The sequence below is a fragment of the Streptomyces sp. NPDC002671 genome, from assembly GCF_053592475.1.
The window spans coordinates 395,277-416,477 of record NZ_JBSFVU010000003.1 but is presented as its reverse complement, the minus strand read 5'-3'; the positions used below and the strand labels follow the sequence as shown (position 1 = coordinate 416,477).

At 73.2% G+C, this 21,201-nt stretch carries 14 protein-coding genes and 1 pseudogene; 9 read left to right on the top strand and 6 right to left on the bottom strand.

Translation table 11 applies throughout. The features are described from left to right. Positions 1 to 163: 163 nt before the first annotated feature. Both ACWD35_RS06760 and ACWD35_RS06755 read right to left on the bottom strand, forming a co-directional pair. Positions 164 to 5,038 (bottom strand): DNA repair ATPase, encoded by a 4,875-nt coding sequence (locus ACWD35_RS06760; RefSeq protein ID WP_451350048.1) that lies wholly within the window; start codon positions 5,036 to 5,038, stop codon positions 164 to 166. Between the two features lie 124 nt (positions 5,039 to 5,162). Continuing rightward, the gene (locus ACWD35_RS06755; protein ID WP_451350047.1) at positions 5,163 to 7,262 is read right to left on the bottom strand and encodes a flotillin family protein; all 2,100 of its coding nucleotides are present in this window, start codon (positions 7,260 to 7,262) and stop codon (positions 5,163 to 5,165) included. A 408-nt stretch (positions 7,263 to 7,670) separates the two neighbouring features. Between ACWD35_RS06755 and ACWD35_RS06750 the strand changes: the two genes are divergently transcribed. The 4 genes from ACWD35_RS06750 (at position 7,671) to ACWD35_RS06735 (ending at position 12,661) form a co-directional block, all read left to right on the top strand. After that, on the top strand, positions 7,671 to 8,699 hold the full coding sequence (locus ACWD35_RS06750) for a PucR family transcriptional regulator (protein ID WP_451350083.1): 1,029 nt from the start codon (positions 7,671 to 7,673) through the stop codon (positions 8,697 to 8,699). 75 nt (positions 8,700 to 8,774) lie between these two features. Further along, positions 8,775 to 9,764: an NAD-dependent epimerase/dehydratase family protein gene (locus ACWD35_RS06745; protein WP_451350046.1), complete on the top strand. Its 990-nt coding sequence runs from the start codon at positions 8,775 to 8,777 to the stop codon at positions 9,762 to 9,764. A gap of 121 nt (positions 9,765 to 9,885) precedes the next feature. Then, positions 9,886 to 11,982 carry an outer membrane protein assembly factor BamB family protein gene (locus ACWD35_RS06740; RefSeq protein WP_451350082.1) on the top strand — a complete coding sequence of 699 codons (2,097 nt, stop codon included), beginning with the start codon at positions 9,886 to 9,888 and terminating at the stop codon, positions 11,980 to 11,982. Positions 11,983 to 12,034: 52 nt separating this feature from the next. Beyond that, positions 12,035 to 12,661, top strand: a complete 627-nt coding sequence (locus tag ACWD35_RS06735; RefSeq protein WP_451350081.1) for a class I SAM-dependent methyltransferase — start codon at positions 12,035 to 12,037, stop codon at positions 12,659 to 12,661. 73 nt (positions 12,662 to 12,734) lie between these two features. On the opposite strand, the gene ACWD35_RS06730 is transcribed toward ACWD35_RS06735, so the two are convergent. Both ACWD35_RS06730 and ACWD35_RS06725 read right to left on the bottom strand, forming a co-directional pair. Then, complete coding sequence (locus tag ACWD35_RS06730; protein ID WP_451350045.1) at positions 12,735 to 13,847, bottom strand: sensor histidine kinase; 1,113 nt, start codon at positions 13,845 to 13,847, stop codon at positions 12,735 to 12,737. Further along, entirely contained in the window at positions 13,840 to 14,562 is a 723-nt protein-coding gene (locus tag ACWD35_RS06725; RefSeq protein ID WP_451350044.1) for a response regulator transcription factor, read from the bottom strand. Before ACWD35_RS06725 ends, ACWD35_RS06730 begins: the two co-directional genes overlap by 8 nt. 104 nt (positions 14,563 to 14,666) lie before the next feature. Here ACWD35_RS06725 and ACWD35_RS06720 point away from each other — a divergent pair, with 104 nt between their 5' ends. The 3 genes from ACWD35_RS06720 to ACWD35_RS06710 are packed head-to-tail and all read left to right on the top strand — an operon-like array spanning position 14,667 to position 16,752. Next, complete coding sequence (locus tag ACWD35_RS06720; protein WP_451350043.1) at positions 14,667 to 15,380, top strand: glycosyltransferase family 2 protein; 714 nt, start codon at positions 14,667 to 14,669, stop codon at positions 15,378 to 15,380. Then, complete coding sequence (locus tag ACWD35_RS06715; protein ID WP_451350042.1) at positions 15,377 to 15,994, top strand: TIGR04282 family arsenosugar biosynthesis glycosyltransferase; 618 nt, start codon at positions 15,377 to 15,379, stop codon at positions 15,992 to 15,994. The genes ACWD35_RS06720 and ACWD35_RS06715 overlap by 4 nt, the downstream gene beginning before the upstream one ends. Further along, positions 15,991 to 16,752 carry a methyltransferase domain-containing protein gene (locus ACWD35_RS06710; protein ID WP_451350041.1) on the top strand — a complete coding sequence of 254 codons (762 nt, stop codon included), beginning with the start codon at positions 15,991 to 15,993 and terminating at the stop codon, positions 16,750 to 16,752. The genes ACWD35_RS06715 and ACWD35_RS06710 overlap by 4 nt, the downstream gene beginning before the upstream one ends. Here ACWD35_RS06710 and ACWD35_RS06705 read toward each other — a convergent pair. Both ACWD35_RS06705 and ACWD35_RS06700 read right to left on the bottom strand, forming a co-directional pair. Further along, positions 16,641 to 17,102, bottom strand: a pseudogene (locus tag ACWD35_RS06705) (hypothetical protein); the annotation flags it as partial. The gene ACWD35_RS06710 and the pseudogene ACWD35_RS06705 sit on opposite strands and share 112 nt — an antisense overlap. Next, positions 17,102 to 18,337 carry a molybdopterin-dependent oxidoreductase gene (locus ACWD35_RS06700; RefSeq protein WP_451350040.1) on the bottom strand — a complete coding sequence of 412 codons (1,236 nt, stop codon included), beginning with the start codon at positions 18,335 to 18,337 and terminating at the stop codon, positions 17,102 to 17,104. The pseudogene ACWD35_RS06705 and the gene ACWD35_RS06700, both read right to left, overlap by 1 nt. A 114-nt stretch (positions 18,338 to 18,451) precedes the next feature. On the opposite strand from ACWD35_RS06700, the gene ACWD35_RS06695 reads away from it, so the two are divergent. Together ACWD35_RS06695 and ACWD35_RS06690 are read left to right on the top strand one after the other, a co-directional pair. Further along, positions 18,452 to 19,801 (top strand): hypothetical protein, encoded by a 1,350-nt coding sequence (locus ACWD35_RS06695; protein ID WP_451350039.1) that lies wholly within the window; start codon positions 18,452 to 18,454, stop codon positions 19,799 to 19,801. Positions 19,802 to 20,098: 297 nt separating this feature from the next. Continuing rightward, a complete protein-coding gene (locus ACWD35_RS06690) occupies positions 20,099 to 21,166 on the top strand; it encodes a serine hydrolase domain-containing protein (protein ID WP_451350038.1) in 1,068 nt (355 codons plus the stop codon). Positions 21,167 to 21,201 lie beyond the last annotated feature (35 nt).

The window sequence follows — 21,201 nt, the reverse complement described above, 5'->3', positions numbered from 1 at the left end:
TCCTCCTGCTGATCCGACTGAACCGACTGAGCTGAAGCGACTGAGCTGAAGCGACTGACCCGATGCCGAGCCGCCCGCCACTATGCCGCCCCCCGGCTCCGGAATCAGGGATTCCACCCCGTCGCCCGGGGCGTGTCAGGCCGTGCAGAAGTCCTCCGGTTCGTCAGTGCTCCTTGCTGGTCGCCCTGGTGATGGCGGACTCGACGGCCGCCACCCGGTCCGCGAGCAGGCCCAGCGCCGCCACCGCACGCGTCAGGGGGTCGTCGCCGGGGCCGCCGAGGGTGCGGGCGCGGACGTCGGCGGTCTTCACCTCGGCCCAGCGGACGGCCTGTTCGGCGGTGAGGGTGCCGCGCAGTTCGGCGAGTTTCAGCAGGTTGGCCTCGGCGCCCGTGGTGAGGGTCTGGGCCTCGGCCGTGTAGTGGTCGTGGACGACGGCCTCGCGCTCGGTGTCGTTCATGACCGGACGCAGCCGCTGGGCGATCTTGTTCATGTCGCGGTACGAGCCCTGGAGGCGGAACGGGGGCTCGGTGCGGGCCGCCTCGGACTGGGCGGCGGAGGCGATGTAGGCCGTGTTGACCGTGAGGACGGTGTCCCGGACCGCCAGCAGGTGCCGCAACACGGCCAGGATGCCGTCCAGTTCGGCCGGCGGGAGCGGGTGGGCGAGGCGGTCGGCGCGGGCCGTGGGGTCGGCGGCGGCCAGCCGGGCCAGCAGCTCCAGGTCGGCGCGGTCGCGGGCGGCGAGCGGGGCGAGGACCGGGTTGGCGGTGAGCGCGTTCTCCACGAAGCTGAGCGCGAAGACGTCCTCCTTGCCGGTGAGGACGTCGCCCAGGTTCCACACGTCGGCCCGGTTGGCGAGCATGTCGGGGATGCGGAAGCGGGCGCCGGACTCGGTGTACGGGTTGCCGGCCATGCACACCGCGAACCGCTTGCCGCGCAGGTCGTAGCTGCGCGGCTCGCCGTCCCACACGCCGTCCACGCGGCGGGTGGCGTCGCACAGCGGGATGAACTTCTGCAGCAGCTCGGGCGAGGTGTGCTGGATGTCGTCCAGGTAGAGCAGGGTGTTGTTGCCGGCCGCCAGCGCGAAGTTGATCTTCTCTACCTCGCGGCGGGCGGTGGCGTCCGGGGCGTCGGCCGGGTCCAGCGAGGTGACGTGGTGGCCCAGCGCCGGACCGCTGATCTTGACGAGCATCAGGCCCAGCCGGTCGGCGACGTACTCCATGAGCGTCGTCTTGCCGTAGCCGGGCGGGGAGATCAGCAGGAGCAGACCGCCGGTGTCGGTGCGCCGGGTCGCGCCGGTGGTGCCGAGCTGGCGGGCCAGGCTGTCGCCGATCAGCGGCAGGTACACCTCGTCCACGAGCCGGCCCCGGACGAAGGCCGGCAGGACGCGGGGGCGGTGGTCGTCCAGCCGGAGGCGGTCGCGTTCGGCGGCCACCAGGGCGGTGCGGCGGCGCTGGTAGGCGCGGAAGGCGGGGACGTCGTCGGCGGCGAACCGGGCGGTGCGGGCGAGGAACTCGTCCAGGCGCAGCGGCAGCCGGCCGCCGCTCACCCGGGGGTGGGTGCCGAGCAGACCCTCGACGGTGGTGGTCAGCGGGGCGTCGCCGTCGTAGCGGGGCAGGCCGGGGCACAGCTCGGCGGCGACCGCCTCGGCCAGCTCGCCGGGGCCCGTGTCGCTGCCGGTGGACGTGGCGAAGGAGGTGAGCCAGGCCCGTACGACCTGCCTTCGCGCGGGCAGCTCGGTCAGCCCGGCCAGGTCCCGGGCGTACTCCGAACCGCCCACCGTGTGCCGGAACTTCTCCAGCAGGGTGCGCGCTCCGGCGCCCAGGACGAAGCCGTCGGGGCCGCCGGTGGTCAGCTCGTCGAAGAGGTACGCGGCGGCGGCCTGACCGAGTGACGGGTCGTCCCCGAGCGCCTGCTCGTCCCCGATGGCCTCCGCCAGCTCCGCCACCAGCTCGGCGAGGGCGTCGGAGGGGCCGAACGCGTCCCGGGCCCGGGCCAGGGACACCGCCCGCCCGCGCCACGCCGTGCGGGACTCCTCGGTGGTGCCGTGGGCCCAGAACAGCTGGGCGGCAGCACGCGCGGCGGGCTCGTGGCGCAGGGTGCCCGCGCCGTCGTACAGGGGCAGCAGGGCGGTGAGGATCGCGGTGGTGTCGTGGTCGTGGACACCGCGCTCGTAGCCCTCGTCGTACGCCTCCTGGGCCGCGCGCCGGACCAGGTCGGGCAGGTCGGCGGCGGCCAGGGCGGCCGGGCCGTGCTCGTGCAGCAGGCGGGCGGCGAGGTGTTCGGCGCGGTAGACCCCGGCCGACTCCGAGGGCAGGTGGCGGTCCCAGTGCGGGCGGGTCGCGGCAAAGCCGGGGTCGGTGACCGGGCCGCGGTAGTCGGTGCCGGTGACGGCGAAGGCGAGGCCCTCGCCGTGCGGGACGAGCGTGAGGTCGAGCGGCTGGGCGTTGACGGCGAAGCGGTGCCCGCCGAGGAGCAGGGTGCGGCCGTCGTCGGCGTACAGGTCGCTGCGGTCGCGCAGGGCGCGGGCGGCCTCCTGGCGGGCGGCCTTGAGGCGGCCGTCGAGTTCCTCGGCGCGCACGCTGTCGCCGAGGGCGCGCAGCTCGTCGGCGGTGCGGCGGACCTTGCCGACCATCGGGTCGGAGGCGAAGTAGGTGGTGACCGCGTCGGCGTCGGCGAGCGTGGCCGCCCGGCGGGTGACCGACTCCAGGACGCGCGCGGCGGAGGCGGCGAGCTGTTCGGCGCGGCGGGCGCGGGCGTCGGCGAGGGACTGCTTGCGGGCGGCGAACGCCTCGTAGATCTCGGTGCGCCGGTCCGCGAGCTCGGTGAGGAAGCCGTCGAACTCGGCGAACCGGGCGTCCAGGTCCTCCAACCGGGCGAGTACGGCGGCCAGTTGGTCGTCGCAGGCCTCGGGTGTGGCGGACTGGGCGAGCGCGGCCGTGACGGCCTGGGCGAGCAGGGACGTCTCGGCGGCGAACTCGGCGCGGCCCTCGTGGTCGAGGAGGGTGCGGCGGCGGGCGTCGAGGGTGGCGCGGGCCCGGTTGACGCCGCCGAGCACCTCGGCGATGCGCTCCAGGACGGCGGTGCGGACGGTGGCGTCGGCGATGTCGAGGCCGGTGACGACGCCGGTGACCGTGCGCAGCCCGTCGGCGAGGTCGTCCAGCCGGGCGGCGACGGGTGCGGCGGCGGCCACCGTCTCGATGGCCTCGGCCTCGGCGACCAGGCCCTCGACGTCCGCCTGCTGGGCGGCGAAGGCGTCCTCGCGGGCGAGGAAGGCGACCGCGCGCCGCCCGAACGCGGCGAGGTCGGCCTCTGCCTCGGCGGCCAGCTCGTCCACCCGGGCGGTGTCGGCGTACCGCAGCTCCTTGACGGTGAGCAAGTGCCCGTGCGCATGCCGGAGTTCGGTGAGTCCGCGCACCCAGGCGGCGGCCTCGCGCGGGGCCTCGCCGCGCAGCCGGCGCACCACGGCGGCGATCCGCTCGGCGGCCTCCTCCAGCGCGTCGGAGGCCTGCCGGGTCAGGGCCCGCACGGTCTCGAACTCGGCGAGCACCTGCTCGGCGGTCTCCCGGACCGCGTCCAACGGCTCGCGCAGCGCGCCCAGTTCGGGATCGTCCAGCCAGTGATGGCTGTCGACGGCACGGACGCAGTCGGCGGCCAGTGCCCGGTAGCCCTCCCCGGTCCCGATGCCCTCGGTGACCGTCCGGGCGATGGACAGGCAGTCGGCGAGTCCGCGCACGAGGTCGGCGTTGCCGACCCGGGCCAGCGCGCCGGTGCCGGTGCGCAGGGCGGCGGCGTGGGTGTCGGAGACGTACGGCGAGGTCCACCACTGGAGCGGGTGCGCGTGCGCGGGCTCGTCGGAGCCGGCGCGCAGCACGGCGAGGGTGCCGTCCCCGAAAAGCGCCCAGCCCCGCCCGGAGAGCGGGGTGGCGACCTCCTTGCGCAGGGTGTTGTAGGACAGCAGCAGGGTGCGGCCGGCCGTGCGGGAGCGGAACGCGTAGAGCATGTCCTCCCCGTTCGGGGATCGCACCTCGCGCTCGAACTCCAGCCCGGTGACGTCGAGTTCGTACGTCTTGTGGGCACCTGTGGCCAGGCAGGAGCCGCCGGGGAACACGATGCCCTGGTCCTCGGGCAGGCGTCGGCAGCCCTGCCCGATGCCGTCGAGCCGGACCACCGTGCGGGTCAGGGTGCTGAACACCAGGTACCGGTCGGCGTCCTCCTTGTACGGCCGCACGCGCAGCAGCACCAGCGCGCCCACCCGCGCGTGCGCGACGGAGGCGTCGGCGAGGGACTGGAGCGGCTCCTGGACGGGCTCGGCGTACAGCTCCTCGCCGTCCGCGGCGCGCACGGTGAGGGCACCGTCGAGGGTCGCCACGCCCACCCCGCCGGGCACGGCCACGTACGGGTCCCGGCCGAGGACGTGGTCCTCGCGGCTGGTCTCGGTCCACTCGAAGTCGTGGGCGGGCGGGAAGACGTCGTCCCGGTCGCCGCGCGCGTCCAGGAACTCGGCGCGGCCGTCCTCGGTCAGGTTCCAGCGCAGGGCGCGGACGTCGTCGGCCTTCTCGCCGGTGCGGAACACCGCCAGCAGCCGGCCGTCCAGGCGGCGCAGCCGCAGCAGCCGGGCCTGCCGGTAGTAGCGGTGCAGGGCGGTGAACTCCCGCACGAAGGCCGGGTCGTCGAGCAGCCCCGGTACGGCGTCCTCGGGCAGCCGTTCGCCGTCGCGGCCGTACAGCGCGAGGACGTCGGCCACGGCCACGTCACCACTGGTGCCGCTCGTGCCGCCGAAGAGCAGGGCGTCGCCGACGGCGGCCACGTCGACCGGCACGCACGGGTGCGTGGTGCTCAGCCGCGCGGTGGCCGCGAGGTCCAGCCGGACCGAGCCGAACTCCTCGGCCCGGCGCGCGTTCAGCTCCTCGGCCCGCCGGGCCAGCCCGGCGGCCTGCGCGGCGAGCCGGTCGCGCAGCACCTCGTAGGTACCGGCGTCCACACCCGCACCGGCGCCGTCGGCCGCATCGTACGAGCCCGTCTCCGGGACGGTTGCCATGACGGGTGCGTCTCCCTTCGGGGACTTGTGGAGGTGGTGACGTGGGGCGGGGCGGGCTTCCGCGGGGGCGGGACCGCCGGCCTGTACGACCGCGTCCCGCCCCTTCCCGGTTGTGCCCTTGCCGTCAGCCCCGGCTGCTGCCGTTGAGCGCGCTCAGCGGCTTGTCGGCCAGGCCCAGTTCGCCGGCGCGGTCGAGCAGCTGCTGGAACTGGTTGGCGTCGGGTCCGCCGGACCGCATCAGCTTCATCAGCAGGGCCGAGACCGTGAGGTTCTGTACGTCGGCCGTGCCGAGGGAGCCGAGGACGCGGCTCAGATCGTCGGTGAAGCTGCCCGAGCCGTCCAGCCAGGGCTGCGCCAGCGCCTGTGCCGTACGGGAGTTGTCGACGAAGCCGTCCAAGCCCTTGCCGAGCGAGACCGCGGACACCAGGCGGTCGAAGAAGACGGACTCCCCGCCGACGATGTCGATGTCGGCGTTCTCCAGGCCGGTGGCGAGGACGGTCGCCTGCGCCTCGGCCACCTGCCGCTGCGTCTCCAGCCCGGCCAGCCGGATCTCCTTCTCCGCCTGGAGCCGCAGCCGGTACTCCTCGTGCCCGCGCGAGGCCTCGTCCAGCGCGGCCATCGCGGCGGCCTTCTCGGTCAGACCCGCCGCCTCGGCCTTCAGCTTCTCCCCGATGCCGGTGGCCTCCGCGAGGGCCTTCGCCCGGGAGCCCTCCGCCTCGGCGAGCGCCTTGGCCTGCGTGCCCTCGGCCTCCGCGCGCAGCCGGGCCTCGGTGCCCTGCGCCTCGGCCAGCGCCTTCGCCCCCATGGCCTCCGCCTCCGCGCGGCCGGCCTTCACGGTGACCTCGGCCTCCTTGTCGCGGATCTGCACCGCGGCGAGCCCCTCGGCGGCGGCCTCGGCCTGGATGCCCTCGGCGAGCCGGAGCTTGGCCCGGGCGTCGAGGTCGGCGGTCTTCATCCGGGCCTCGGCGAGCGTCAGTTCCTCGGCCGCCCGGTGCGTCGCGGCCTGTTCGGCGGCCTCGGCGGCCTTGATGTCCTTGACCAGCTTCTCCTGCGCCTCCGCCTCGGCGGCGATGACGATGGCCTGCCGTTCCCGCTCCGCCTGCTCGACGGCGCGCAGCTTCTTGATGGACTCCTCCTGCTCGGCGACCGTACGGTCCACCGCGACCCGCTCCCGGATGACCTCGGCGATCTCCCGCTTCTCCGCCTCGACCTCCTTCTCGGCGGCGATCTTCGTCAGCTGGGTCTCCCGTTCCCGGGCGATGACCTCCAGCAGCCGGTCCTTCTCGATGCGCTCGTTCTCGACGGCGATGACCCGCTCGCGGTTCTTCGCGGCGACGGCGATCTCACGGGCCTGGTTCTCGCGCTGCACGCCGAGGTGTTCCTCGGTGCGCAGGAAGGCGCCCTGGGCGCGCAGCCGTTCCTCCTCCACCACGCGGGCGGTCTCGGCCTCCTCGCGGGCGCGGGAGGTCTCGATCTCCCGCTTCTGCTTGATCTCCGCGTCCGCCTGCCGCCGCTCCAGCTCCAGGATGGCCTCGCGGGCGTCGACGTCCTGGCGGGTGATCTCCATCTGCTCGTTGCGGCGGGCCTCGTTGGTGCGGACGTGCTCGACCGCCGTCAGCTCGGTGATCTTGCGGATGCCCTCGGCGTCGAGGACGTTGGCCGGGTCCATCTGGGTGAGCGGGGTCTGCTCCAGGTAGTCGATCGCGGCGTCCTCAAGGTGGTAGCCGTTGAGGTCGATGCCGATCAACTCGATGATGTGGTACCGGAGTTCCTCGCGCTTGGTGTAGAGGTCGGTGAAGTCCATCTGCTTGCCGACGGTCTTCAGCGCCTCGGAGAACTTCGCGTGGAACAGCTCCTGGAGCGTGTCCTGGTGGCTGGCGCGCTCGGTGCCGACGGTCTGGGCGACCTTGATGACGTCCGGGACGGTCTTGTTGACCTTCACGAAGAACAGGATCCGGATGTCGGCACGGATGTTGTCCCGGCAGATCAGCCCGTCCCGGCCGGAGCGGCTGATCTCGATCGTCTTCACCGAGATGTCCATGATCTCGGCCCGGTGCAGGATCGGCAGCACGACCTGCCCGGTGAAGGACACGTCCACCCGCCGCGTCTTCGACACGATCAGGGCCTGGCTCTGGTCCACCTTGCGGTAGAGCCGGGAGAACGCAAACAGCGCGAGGAGCACGACGATCAGACATACGGCGATGAGCACGCCGAGGGCTTCCATGGCATACGTCCCTGTGCGTCAGACGATGAAGGCGGAGGGCCCCCGTGGTTCCGGTGCGCGGGCACCTGCCGGTGACCGGCACCGGAACCCCCCGTAGTGCTCCCCCTCAGGTGATCGTGCATGAGGGCAGGACCCCCGTGCATTGCCGGTTTCCGGCAGTGTTCACTAGGGTTTTGATGCCGGAATCGCGCTAGAAAACCGTCAACGGAGCGTCAAGATCGAGACGGTGACAGGACTGCGACGCTACGGCGATGAAACGGGGACATAACGGGGGAGCGGGTTCCGCGCGACGGGGCCCGAAACGGGGACGGGGGACGGCACCGCGTGACGGAGCGTGAGACACGTGAGGCGCGTGAGACGCGAGAAGCAAGGGAGACCCGGGAGGCGAGGGAGGCACCCGAGCGCTATCTGGACGGCTACGCGCGCACCCTGGCCGACGTCGCGGCCACCGGCCGCCGGCTGACCCGGGAGGAGCTGCAGACCCGCCGCACCCTGGGCGAGCAGGCCGCCGACGCCGGGCACGGGCTGCGCGCCCTGGTCGTCGCCCACCTGGCCGCCGCCCGTGCCGCCTGGCCCGCCGCGCCCGGCACCGCCGACCACGCACTGGCCGCCGTACAGCAGGCGGTCGACGCGTTCGCCGAGGGCTACGAACGCGCCCAGCGGCTCGCCGTGCGCCGCGAGGAGGCCGCGCGCCGGGAGTTCATCGACGACCTGCTCTACGGCCGCAGCGACCTGGGCCGGCTTTCTGAACGCGCCGAACGGTTCGGCCTGAGGCTGTCCCAGGCGCACGCGGTCGCCGTCGCCGAAGGGCCGGCCGCCTACGCCGAGGGCGGCCCGGTGGCCCGGCAGGTGGAGCGGGCGGTGCTCGCCCGCTTCGACGCCCGCAGCATCCTGCTCACCACGAGGAACGGCCGGCTGCTGTGCATCGCGCCCGGCGACGAGGACGACGTCCTCACCCACTTCGCCAAGCAGGCGTACGCGGCCACCGGGGGCGGCCGGGTCGCGATCGGCCGCCCGCGGCCCGGCTCCGCCGGGGTCGTGCAGTCGTACGAAGAGGCCCTCGCCGCGCTGGAGATGGCCGACCGCCTCGGCCTGGACCAGCCGCTGCTGCGCGCCGCCGACCTGCTCATCTACCCGGTGCTGGCCCGCGACCGGCAGGCGATGGCCGACCTGGTCACACACGCCCTCGGCCCGCTGACCACCGCGCGCGGCGGGGCCCGCCCGCTGCTGGACACCCTCACCGCGTACTTCGACTCCGGCTGCGTGGCCGCCGAGGCCGCGCGCCGCCTCTCCCTCAGCGTGCGCGCACTGACCTACCGTCTGGAGCGCATCCACAAACTCACCGGCGCGGACCCGGCCGACCCGGCACACCGCTACATGCTCCAGACGGCCGTGATCGGCGCCCGCCTCCTGGACTGGCCCGACCGGCCACTGTGAGTGGCTTCTTACGGAGCGGTGACGTACCGCCCGTCGCATCCTCCCGCGGGCGGGCCGCGCCCCTAGCGTGGCCGTATGCGAGTGCTGGTCACCGGCGGTGCCGGGTTCATCGGGTCCCATGTCGTCGACGCGCTGCGCGCCCGCGGGCACGAGCCGGTGGTGTACGACGTCCGGGACGATCCCGCCGCCGACGTGCGCGACCCGGCCGCCGTGGCCCGCGCGCTGGCCGGCGTGGACGCGGTCTGCCACCAGGCGGCCATGGTGGGCCTCGGCAACGGCGTCGCCGATGCCCCCGAGTACGTCTCCCGCAACGACCTGGGAACCGCCGTCCTGCTCGCCGCGATGGCCGAGGCGGGGGTACGGCGCCTGGTGCTGGCCGGGTCGATGGTGGTGTACGGGGAGGGGCGGTACGAGTGCCCCGTGCACGGTGTCGTACGGCCCGGGCCGCGCGCCGTGACCGACCTGGAGGCGGGCCGCTTCGAGCCCCACTGCCCCTGCTGCGGTGCGGAGTTGGAGCCAGGCCTGGTCGCCGAGGACGCCCCGCCCGACCCCCGCAACGTGTACGCCACCACCAAGCTCGCCCAGGAACACCTGTCGGCCGCCTGGGCCCGCTCGACGAACGGTACGGCGGTCTCCCTGCGCTACCACAACGTCTACGGCCCCCGGATGCCCCGCGACACCCCCTACGCCGGCGTGGCCTCCTTCTTCCGCTCGGCCCTGGCCCGCGGCGAGTCCCCGCGCGTCTTCGAGGACGGCCGCCAGCGCCGGGACTTCGTCCACGTACGGGACGTGGCCGCGGCCAACGTGACGGCCCTGGAGGCGGGGCCCCGCCCGGGCACGCTCACGGCGTACAACACCGGCAGCGGAACCCCCCACACGGTCGGCGACCTGGCCCACGCCCTGTCCGCCGCCTGCGGCGGCCCGGAGCCGGTGGTCACCGGCGAGTACCGCCTGGGCGACGTACGGCACATCACGGCGGACTCGTCCCGCCTGCGGGCGGAACTGGGCTGGAAGCCGGAGGTGTCCTTCGCGGAAGGGATGCGGGAGTTCGCCGAGGGCCACTGAGCCGGCCGCAGGATGCCTTCAAGACCCCCTCGACCGTTCCCGTTCTGAAAGGATCCGAGCCGACGGGTTCGCAGATTCCCGGAGGGGGAATCGAGGAACGGGGGGTGGGGGCTTGCGAGTTGTGGGCGGCCGTTACGAGTTGGTCGCGTTCGTCGGCCGGGGCGGTATGGGGGAGGTCTGGGAGGGCCGCGATCGTGTGATCGAGCGCCGGGTCGCAGTCAAGGTGCTGCCGCACGACCGGCGGGACGCCTCCGGCGCGGAGCTGTTCTTCCGCGAGGCCCGAACCGCCGGCGGGCTGAACCACGCAGGCGTGGTGACGGTCTTCGACCTGGGCCAGGACCCCGACGACGGCACCCTCTACCTGGTGATGGAGTTCCTCGCCGGACGGGACCTGGACACGGTGCTCCGCGAGGACGGCGCACCCCAGGTGCCCACTGCCGTCAACTGGGCGGCACAGACCGCCGCGGCGCTGCAGGGCGCCCATACAGCCGGGGTGGTGCACCGGGACCTGAAACCGGCGAACCTCATGCTCACCCCGGACGATCAGATCAAGATCCTCGACTTCGGCATCGCCCGGTACATGGCGGCCACGCACAAGTCGAGCAAGGTCATCGGCACGCTCGCCTACATGCCCCCCGAGCGTTTCGCCGATCACTCCGGGGATGCCCGCTCCGACCTGTACTCCCTGGGCTGCGTGCTCCACGAGCTCCTCACCGGAAGCACCCCGTTCCAGGCCACTGAGCCAGTCGCGATGATGGCCGCGCACCTGAACGCGACCCCGCAGCCACCGGGCCGGGCTCGCCCCGGTGTCCCCGCCGCCCTGGATGACCTGGTCCTGGCCCTTCTTGCCAAGGACCCCGACGACCGCCCCGCATCAGCGGCCGAGGTCTGCGACCGCCTCCGCGGACTTTCTGCCGCAAGCCCGGCACCCGGTGCCGGTGCCCACCTGTCCGACGCGGACGCGAAAACCGTCACCGCCCCGCTCACCGGTGCCGGTCCCGGCGCAGCCCGAACGCCGGTGCGCGTGCCGGAACCGGCCGCGGGCACGTCGAAGCCGGCGGGGCGCATCAGCCGACGCACAGCGCTTCGGCTCGGCATCGGCACCGCCGCCGGTGTCGGCATCGCCGCCACAGCCTCCGCTCTGTTCGACCGCAACTCCCCGGACGACCACAAGACCCCCACCGCTCACAACACCCCTGATCCACGGGTCCGGTGGCGATTCACCACCGGCGGCCCGGTCATGTCGTCGCCGACTGTGACCGACGGAGTGGTGTACGTCGGCAGCGACGACAAGAACGTGTACGCCCTGGACGCCACCACCGGGAAGAGGAAATGGCACTACCTCACCGGCGACAAGGTCGAAGGGGCGCCGACGGTGACCGAAGGGGTGCTGTACGTCGGCAGCACCGACGGGAGCGTGTACGCCCTGAACGCCGCCACTGGGGAGAGGAAATGGCACTACCCCACCGGCAACAGGCTCGAAGCGGCGCCGACGGTGGCCGACGGAGTCGTGTACATCGGCGGCAGCAATGCGGTGACCGCCCTGGACGCTGCCACCGGGGACAAGAAATGGGCCGTCGTCTGCGATTCCAGCCTCGAGTTGCCGACGGTGGCCGACGGGGTGGTGTACATAGCCGGCTACAACTTCGTGACCGCCCTGGACGCGGAGACCGGAGACGAGAAGTGGGCACGTCGCGCAAGCGACTGGGGCTTCGCCAGAAAAAACCTGTGGATCGAGAGCGATGCGCCGGAGGATTGGCGCTTCACGTCACCGACGGTGGCCGACGGGGTGCTGTACATCGGCAGTAGCAAGAGGGTGTACGCCCTGGACGCGGCCACCGGCAACAAGAAATGGGCCTACGCCACCGGCGGCCAGGTCCAAGGGGCGCCGACGGTGGCCGACAAGGTCGTGTACGTCGGCTGCAGCAGCAAGGCGGTGTACGCCGTGGACGCGGCCACCGGGAACAGGAAATGGGCCTACGTCACGGGCGAAAGTGTCCAGTCTTCCCCGGCAGTGGTCGACGGAATCGTGTATGTCGGCAGTGACGACCACAACGTGTACGCCCTGGACACGACCACCGGGAAGAAGAAATGGGCCTACGTCACCGGTGAAAGGGTCCAGTCGTCGCCGGCGGTGGCCGACAAGATCGTCTACGTCGGCAGCGAGGACCACAACGTGTACGCCCTGAAGGTCACCATCCAGGACAGCCCGGCATAGCTCCCCTGCCGGTAGTCACTGCCCTTCTGCCAACACGTGCTGTCCGGCTGTGATCAGCCGGGCCGCTCTCAGGGGCGCGCAGAGCGCGGTGGACATCGGCACCGACCAGTACGAGCAGGCCGAGCGGACCGGGGCATCCGTGGAGCTGGGCGACGCCCGGCAGTTGTCCGCAGCGGACGCCTCCTTCGATGTGGTTCTGGTGCTGGGACCGCTGTACCACCTGCCCGACCGCGCAGACCGGAACCAGGCCCTTGCCGAGGCCTACCGCGCGCTCAAGCCGGGAGGGGTCGTGGCCGCGGCCGGGATCAACCGGTACGCCTCCCTGTTCGAACACACCGCCTTCGCGCACCTCCACAACGGGCCGATGGAGAAGAGCATCAGTGGGATCCTGGCCACGCAGACCCACGACGGGAAGAAGGCGTTCACCACGGCGTACTTCCACAGCGGTGAGCAACTGCGGGACGAAGTGGCGGCGGCAGGATTCGGCGGTGCCGAGGTGTACGGCGTCGAGGGCCCGGCCTGGTCCCTCCTGGCCGCCACCGAACGGCACACCGGCGACTCGCTCATCGGCTCGCCCTTGTTCGAGTCGGCGCTGACCGCGGCACGCATGGCCGAGCCCTACCCCGAACTACTCGCGGCGAGTTCCCATCTGCTGGCGATCGGCCGCCGACCGGGGTGACGGGAGTTCGCGGTCGGCGCTCCGGGCGGGACGCTCGGGAACGGACCCGACTGCCGTGCCTCGGCGGGGGCGATCACGCCTTTGCCGCCGGCAGCGTCACCTCGAAGCGGCAGCCGCCCGGGATGTTGTGTACGGTCGCCCGGCCGTGGTGTGCCTCCACGATGCCCCGGACGATCGCGAGGCCCAGGCCCGCGCCGGCCGGTGGGGTGCGGGCGTCGGTGCCGCGCCAGCCGGTGTCGAAGACGCGGGGCAGGTCCTCCTCGGGGATGCCGCCGCAGCCGTCGGTGACGGAGAGGACCACGCCGTCGGGGGCCCGCTCGGCGGCGATGGCGACCGTGCCGTCGGCGGGGGTCCGGCGGATGGCGTTGACCAGCAGGTTGGCCAGGACGCGGCTCATCTCCTTGCCGTCGACCTCGACCGGCACCGGCTCCACCCCGTCGCCGACCAGCCGTACGCCGTGCTCGCGGGCGAGCGGGCCGACCCCGGCGAGGGCGTCGCCCACCAGGTCGTACAGGGAGATCCGGGCGGGGCTGAGGGGGAGGGTGCCGGCGTGGATGCGGGAGAGTTCGAAGAGGTCGCCGACCATGCCGTTGAGGCGTTCCACCTCGGTGCGGATCTGCCTGAGGTAGCGGGCGGGGTCGGCGGCCACCCCGTCCTCCAGGGCCTCCGACATGGCGCGCAGCCCGGCGAGCGGGGTGCGCAGGTCGTGCGAGATCCAGGCGACGAGCTCCCGGCGGGAGGTCTCCAGGGCCCGCTCGCGCTCCCGGGAGGCCGCCAGCTTGGCGCTGGTCGCGGCCAACTCGCGGCTGAGCGCGTCCAGTTCGGCGGTCGCGGGAGCAGCGGGTGCGGCGAAGGCGCCACCCTCGCCGAAGTGCCGGGCGGCGTCGGCGAGTTCGCGGCTGCGGGCGACGACCCAGCGGCCCAGCAGCAGCGCGGTGACCAGGGAGACGACGGCCGCCATGGCGACGACGGTGGTGACGACCCGCAGGTCGTGGTCGGACAGGAACATCGCCTGGGCCACCGCCATGGTCCCGGCGAGCATGGCGACCACGCCCACTGCGGCCACCACGGCGAGCGAGGTGGTGAGGGAGCGGCGACGGATCAGGCGCAGTACGGCCGCTCCGGCGAGGCCGGTGGCGGCGGCACCGAGGAAGGCGTAGAGGGCGATGAGGAGGGTGTCATGCATGGCCGGCCGGATCCTCCGCACCAGTGGGGTCGAAGCGGTAGCCCACGCCCCACACCGTCTGGATGAGGCGGGGCCGTGCGGGGTCGTCCTCGACCTTGCCGCGCAGGCGGCGGACATGGACGGTGACGGTCGACAGGTCGCCGAAGTCCCAGCCCCACACCTCCCGCATCAACTCCTCCCGCCCGAACGCCCGCCCCGGGTACCGCAGGAAGAAGGCGAGAAGGTCGAACTCACGTAGGGTCAGGGCCAGTTCGACGCCGTTCTTGGTGGCGCGGCGGGCGGCCGGGTCGACGGTCAGACCGGCCGCGCCGAGCGGGCCGCGCGGGACGGCGGGCCGGGCGCGGCGCAGTACCGACTCCACGCGCAGCACCAGCTCGCGCGGGCTGAACGGCTTGGTGACGTAGTCGTCGGCGCCGACCTCCAGGCCGAGGATGCGGTCGTCCTCGTCACCGCGCGCGGTGAGCATGACGACCGGCACCGGACCGTGCTCACGCAGCCGCCGGCACACCTCCAGGCCGTCCATCCCGGGCAGCATCAGATCCAGTACCACCAGGTCCGGACGCCGCGCGGCGGCACGCGCGAGGGCGGCCGGGCCGTCGGCGGCACGGTCCACGGCGTATCCGGCCCGGTCCAGGTATCCCGCCACGACCTCGGCGACGGTCGGGTCGTCGTCCACGACGAGGATCCGGCCGGCTGACACATACGGCTGCTGCATGTCCCCACCCTGTCACCGCACCGGCGCCGAGGCTCGGCCACGGCTTCGACGTCCACGTTTCGTAAGGAGCGGATGTCTGCTTTGTAGCGGTTCGGGTTCGTAGGGTGAAAGCCGTGACCACCTCCTCCGCACCTCCCGATGTGGACATCGTCCTGCCCTGCCTGAACGAGGCCGAGGCGCTGCCCTGGGTCCTCGCGCGCATCCCGGACGGCTGGCGCGCCCTCGTCGTGGACAACGGCTCCACGGACGGCTCAGCCGACCTCGCCCGCGCCCTCGGCGCGACCGTCGTACGCGAGGAACGGCGCGGCTTCGGCGCCGCCTGCCACGCCGGGCTGACCGCGGCCACCGCCGACGTCGTGTGCTTCTGCGACTGCGACGCCTCCCTCGACCCCGGCCAACTGGTCCCGTTCGTCGAGGAGCTCCGCTCCGGCGCGGCCGACCTCGTGCTCGGCCGGCGCCGCCCGCAGACCCGGGGCGCCTGGCCGGCCCACGCCCGCGCCGGCAACCTCGCCCTCGCCCTGCTGCTGCGCCGCCGCACCGGGCTGCGCCTGCACGACCTCGGCCCGCTGCGCGCCGCCCGCCGCGAGCCCCTGCTCGGCCTCGGCCTCACCGACCGGCGCAGCGGCTACCCCTTGCAGATGGTGGTCCGCGCGGCCGACGCGGGCTGGCGGATCACCGAACACGGGGTCCCGTACCTCCCTCGCACCGGCGCCTCCAAAGTCACCGGCACCTGGCGCGGCACCTGGCAGGCGGTGCGGGACATGAGCCGCGTCCTGAACGAGCCCACGGCGTCGGCCGAGGAGGTGGCACACCGATGACCGCCCTGCTCGTCATCGCCAAAGAACCCAGACCCGGCCGGGTCAAGACGCGGCTCACCCCGCCCTTCACACCGGCGCAGGCTGCCGCCCTCGCCGAAGCCTCGCTCTCCGACACCCTGCGGGCCGTGGCCGAAGCCAAGGCCACGCGCCGCGTCCTCGTGCTGGACGGCCGGCCAGGCCCCTGGCTGCCCCCCGGCTTCGAGGTCGTACCGCAGTGCGCGGGTGGTCTGGACGCCCGGCTCGCCGACGCCTTCGCCCGCTGCACCGGCCCCGCCCTGCTGATCGGCATGGACACCCCGCAGGTCACCCCGGACCTGCTCACCGTGGACTTCGCGGGCTGCGACGCGTACTTCGGCCCGGCCGAGGACGGCGGATTCTGGGCGCTGGGCCTGGCCCGCCCCGAGCCCGAGCTGCTGCGGGGCGTGCCCATGTCCACCCCGGAGACCGGTGCCGTGCAGCGGGAGCGGCTGGTGGCCGCCGGGCTGCGGGTGCGGGACCTGCCCCGGCTGCGGGACGTCGACACCGCCGCCGACGCCCAGGCCGTCGCCGCCCTCGCTCCGCACGGCACCTTCGCTGCCCGGCTGGGAGAATGTACGACGGACGGCCCCCAATGAGAGCCACGACGACGAGAACCACAACGGCCCAGTCCGCCCCGGGCGCCTGGGCCGCCTGCGACCCCTACGCCGCCGCCCTCCGCGCCGGCCGGGGCCCGCTGTTCCTGCGCCGCGGCGACGGCTGGCTGCTGCCGCTGGAGGTGGAGCGGTGGTGCGCCGGGGCGGACGAGGTCGACCGGGCGGTGCTGGACCGCTGCGAGGGCGCCGTCCTGGACGTCGGCTGCGGTCCGGGCCGGCTGGTCGCGGAGCTCGCCGCCCGGGGCCGTACCGTCCTCGGCGTCGACGTCAGCGAGGCGGCCGTCACCCGCACCAACACCCTCGGCGGCCAAGCGCTGCACCGCTCGGTGTTCGAGCCGCTGCCCGGTGAGGGCCGCTGGGGCACCGTGCTGCTGATGGACGGCAACATCGGAATCGGGGGCGACCCGTGCGCACTGCTCCGCCGCATGGCTCAACTCCTCACCCCTGGCGGCCTGTTGATCGCCGAGACCGCCCCTCTGGACATCGACGAACGCGCCCACGTCCGGGTCGTCGACGTCGCCCACGGGCAGGCCGCCATGGGCGACCCGTTCCCCTGGGCGCGGATCGGCACCCCCGCCCTGCTCCGGCTCGCCGGGCGGACCGGGTGGCGGACGGCCGCTCACTGGGCGGCCGGTGACCGCCGTTTCGTCGCCCTGCGCACCCGCAGCACCCGCACCGCCAGCAGCAGCGCCGAGCCGCCGAAGAGCACGGCGGTGATCAGCAGCCAACGGCCGAGGTAGACGTCGGCGGACTGGCCGGTGGCCATGCGGTAGCGCTGGTCCACCAGGTTGAAGATCAGCGGGAACCACACGAGCAGCAGCAGACCCGACAGCATCGCCGGCACCCGTACATACGCCACCCACGCGCGCCGCCCGGCCGCGTCGATCCCGCGTACGAGCGCCCGGTCCGCCACCGAGTACAACGGCACCAGCACCAGGTCGTGCAGCAGCGCCGCCGCCACGATCCACAGCGCCACCCCGAACCAGTCACCGGCCAGCAGCCGGACACCGGCGTACGCGGCGAGCGCGAACGAGCAGGCGAGCAGCAGGATCTGGAGCGGACTGCCCACAGGCAGGGGGAGTCGCGGCATCACAGGTCTCCGAAGGTCAGCCGGGCCACCCACTTGGTGTTGAGCACACCGGGCGCGGCAGGCACGATGATCCGCGCCGGATGGCCGTGGTCGGGGGACAGGTCCTCGCCGTTGACGTACAGGGCGAGCAGGGAGCGGCCGTCGGCGACCTGGTTGGCGCGCAGGGCCGCGCGGCGGAAGGCGCCGTGCCGTTGCAGGGATTCGACGAGCACGTCCGGCGGGTCGCCGTCGTAGCCGACGAGCGCCGCGAGGTCGCGCAGCCGTACGCCACGCCACCACTGGTCGGCCGTCGACCAGCCCTCGACGCAGGCGATCGGCAGCGAGGAGCTGTGCAGGGGCATCCGGAGCAGTTGGTCGCGGCTCAGGCGGACCGTCCCGGTGCGGCCGGTGACGACGAGCCGCCACGCTTCCGGGTGCGTGTCGGCCGCCGTGATGCCGGCGTAGGCGGCCGTCTTGTTGATCTGGAAGCCGTTCGGGCCGCCGGCCGGGTCGGCCCCGCCGTGTGGCGCGAGCAGGGCGGTACGACGGAAGGGGCCGCCCAGGGTCTGCCCGACCGTGGTCAGGAACAGCAGCAGCGAGCCGCCGCCGACCAGCCACAGCGCCCCGCGCCGGGAGACCGTGGCCGGGGCGGGGTCCGGGGAGACGAGGTCGTCGTCCTCCTCGCGCAGCCGCCGCCGTACGGCGCGCAGCGCCGTCGGAAGCTTCAGCACCGCGTGCGCCACGAACGCGGCGAAGAACACCCACGCGCCGTAGAAGTGCAGCGGATAGAAGGACCCCGGAAAGACGTAGTCCAGCTGGACGTTGAGCACCCCGGTCGTGAACTCGAAGAGCCCGCCGCCGACGAGGAGCAGCAGCGAGACCCGCTCCAGCGCGTGCGCGAGCGAGCGGGCCGGGGGCAGCGCGAACAGCTTCGGCACCACCGACCAGAGCTTGGCCAGCAGGACCGGGATCAGCGTGATGCCGAGGGTGACGTGCAGGCCCTGCGTGAAGCGGTACAGCCACACCGGGTTCGTCGGCCAGGCGAAGAGGTAGAAGCCGAGGACGCCCTTGTCCGGGGTCGTGTCGTTCACCCGGGACAGGCCCGGGTTGTAGGCGGCGTACGACACCAGACCCGTCACGAACAGCACGGTGATCCCGGCGAGCAGGACGAGGCCGAGCACCGAGGTGAACCAGGGGCCGCGCAGGGGGCTGCGCCAGAAGCGGGGGGAGGTGGGCAGCCGGGGATCGTCTCGCATGTCCTGACCGTAGGCCGCGAAACCCCCATGAAAGGGTGCGGAAGTGATGACGAAACGCTGACATACGGCCTTTGGGGGCGGCCTCCGCGCGCCCGCGCCCCCTACGTTGCGGCTGTGACCCGCTCCCTCTGCCGCTCCCTCTCCCGCTCCCACCGCCGTGACCTCTACGCCGCCGGTGTCGCCGCCGTCCTCGTGACAGCGGCCGTGCTGGTGGGCCGCCACATCCAGTTCACCTACGGCACCCTCTTCGTGCACTGGCCGCCGGTGCTGGCCGAGTGGGACCCGCATGTGGGCCCAGGCACCCCCGCGGCCGTACTCCTGGCCGTGGCCGCAGTGGCCTACGGCCCCACGCTGGCCGACCGCCTCCCCTGGCGCCCCCTCCTCGCGACGGCCTGGGCGGCGACCACGGCCTGGATCCTCTCCCTGGCCCTGGTGGACGGCTGGCACCGGGGCATCGCGGCCCGCCTCACCACGCACAACGAGTATCTCAGGGTCATCGACCGCTTCCACGACATCCCGGGCACCCTGCGCGACTTCACCCACCACATCGTCGAAGGCTCCCCCGCCCCCTGGCCGGCCCACGTCGCCGGACACCCGCCGGCCTCCACCCTGACCTTCGTCCTGCTCGACCGGATCGGGCTCAGCGGCGGCGGCTGGGCGGGCCTGTGGTGCATCACGGTGGGCGCGACGGCCTCGGTGGCGGTCCTGATCGCGGTCCGCGCCCTGGCCGACGAGTCCCTGGCCCGCCGCGCGGCCCCCTTCCTGGTCCTGGCACCGGCGGCGGTGTGGCTGGGCACGTCGGCGGACGCGTACTTCGCGGCGGTGGCGGCCTGGTCGGTAGCCCTGCTGGCCCTGGCGGTCACCCGCCACTCCCCGGCGTACGCACTGGCGTCCGGCCTTCTCCTGGGCCTGACCTGCTACCTCTCCTACGGCCTCACACTGATCGCGGTGCCCTGCGCGGCGGTCCTGCTGCTGGGCCGGGCTGCCGTCCGAGCCCGCCCCACTCTCCTCCTGGCCCTCCTGGCCGGCTTCGTGGCCGTCCCCCTGGCCTTCACACTGGCCGGGTTCAACTGGTGGACGGCGTACCACCTCTTGATCACCCGCTACTACCAGGGCGTCGGCGGCACCCGCCCGTACGGCTACTGGGTGTGGGCCAACCTGGCCTGCACGGCACTCATCACCGGCCCGGCAACGGCAGCGGGCCTGCGCCGCACGGCCACCACGCTCGCCCACCGCCCGGCCCAGGCACCCGCCCGCCTGGCCGTGCTGATCACCGCCGTCTTCCTGGCCCTCCTCATCGCCGACCTGTCCGGCATGAGCAAGGCCGAGACGGAACGCATCTGGCTCCCCTTCGCGGTCTGGCTGCTCGCCGCCTGCGCCTACCTCCCCCGCCCCCGCCCCTGGCTGACCGCCCAGGCGACCCTCGCCCTCCTCCTGAACCACCTGCTGCTGACGGGCTGGTGAACGGATTCATCCACAGGCTGTGGACGAACACCGCGCCCAGGGCGTCCCCCGCCCCCGTCCCCCGCCCCCGTTCCCCGCCGACTGAGCGCGCCGGGGGGTTAGCCCTACCTGAAGCCGGGCGGGTAGCACGATCGTCCCGCGCGGTCGCATCCGGAGATGCTGGGGCCACATACCGCTGGTCTCCGATAATCCCGTGGGAGTTGGCTCGTGCGTGAGCAGGCATGGCAGACGTTTCGTTCGTCCGGGCGGCGGAGTGCTCGGCGCAGAACCTTTCCGGCCGCAGTGGCCGTCGGCGTCATGACGATGTGCGCGCTGGCCCCGCCGGCGGCGTCTGCCGCTGCCAGGCCGGACACCCTCCAAAAGGGTCTGAACGCGCTGGTGCACACCGACGGTGTGCCCGCCGCGCTGGCGAGCGTCAAAGACCGTGACGGCCGCACCCGTGCCTACACCGCAGGGGTCGGCGACCTGGCCACCGGTGCGAAGGTGCCCCGGGACGGACAGGTGCGGATCGGCAGCAACACCAAGACGTTCACCGCGGTGGTCGTGCTGCAACTGGTCGCCGAAGGCAAGATCGGCCTCGACGCCCCGGTCGACACCTATGTGCCCGGCCTCGTCCGCGGGGACGGGATCGACGGACGCCACATCACCGTCCGCCAACTCCTCCAGCACACCAGCGGACTTCCCAACTACAGCAAGTACCTCAGCGACGACATCCGCTACTACGACCCCCGCGAACTCCTCGACCTCGCCCTCCAGCACAAGGCCGACTTCGCTCCCGGCGCGAAATGGGCCTACAGCAACACGAACTACCTGGTGGCCGGCCTGATCGTGCAGAAGGTCACCGGCCACCCCCTCGCCGAGGAGATCGACCGGCGCGTCATCAAACGCATCGGATTGCGCGACACCTACTTCCCCGCCCCCGGCGAGGTGACGATCCGGGAGCGCCATCCCAGGGGTTACTACCAGGATTCGCCAGGCGCGCCTCTGGTCGACGCCACTCAATGGGACCCTTCCTGGGCCTGGGCCGCGGGCCAGATGGTGTCCACCAACTCCGACCTGGACCGGTTCTTCACCGCGCTGTTGGCCGGCCGGCTTCTCCCGAAGGCTCAGCTCGACCAGATGCGCACCACCGTCCCCGCCAGTTACCCCTTTCCCGCCGGCGCCCGTTACGGGCTGGGACTCGTGAGCACGCCGCTGTCGTGCGGCGGTGTGTACTGGGGCCACGGCGGCAGCATGACGGGATACGAGACCCGAGGCGGCGCCACCGAGGACGGCCGCGCCGCCGACATCGCCGTGACCACGCAGCCGGGCCAGGCGGCCAAAGAGCGCATGGACGGTGTCGTGGACGCAGCCCTGTGCCGCTGAACCGCGCCTCCTGAGGAGTGTGGGACGGACGTGTC

Coding starts and splice junctions, on each gene's coding strand:
- ACWD35_RS06730 (WP_451350045.1), bottom strand. CDS start 13,847: ATGCATGACACCCTCCTCATCGCCCTCTACGCCTTCCTCGGTGCCGCC.
- ACWD35_RS06745 (WP_451350046.1), top strand. CDS start 8,775: ATGCGAGTGCTGGTCACCGGCGGTGCCGGGTTCATCGGGTCCCATGTC.
- ACWD35_RS06725 (WP_451350044.1), bottom strand. CDS start 14,562: ATGCAGCAGCCGTATGTGTCAGCCGGCCGGATCCTCGTCGTGGACGAC.
- ACWD35_RS06755 (WP_451350047.1), bottom strand. CDS start 7,262: ATGGAAGCCCTCGGCGTGCTCATCGCCGTATGTCTGATCGTCGTGCTC.
- ACWD35_RS06760 (WP_451350048.1), bottom strand. CDS start 5,038: ATGGCAACCGTCCCGGAGACGGGCTCGTACGATGCGGCCGACGGCGCC.
- ACWD35_RS06690 (WP_451350038.1), top strand. CDS start 20,099: ATGACGATGTGCGCGCTGGCCCCGCCGGCGGCGTCTGCCGCTGCCAGG.
- ACWD35_RS06710 (WP_451350041.1), top strand. CDS start 15,991: ATGAGAGCCACGACGACGAGAACCACAACGGCCCAGTCCGCCCCGGGC.
- ACWD35_RS06715 (WP_451350042.1), top strand. CDS start 15,377: ATGACCGCCCTGCTCGTCATCGCCAAAGAACCCAGACCCGGCCGGGTC.
- ACWD35_RS06700 (WP_451350040.1), bottom strand. CDS start 18,337: ATGCGAGACGATCCCCGGCTGCCCACCTCCCCCCGCTTCTGGCGCAGC.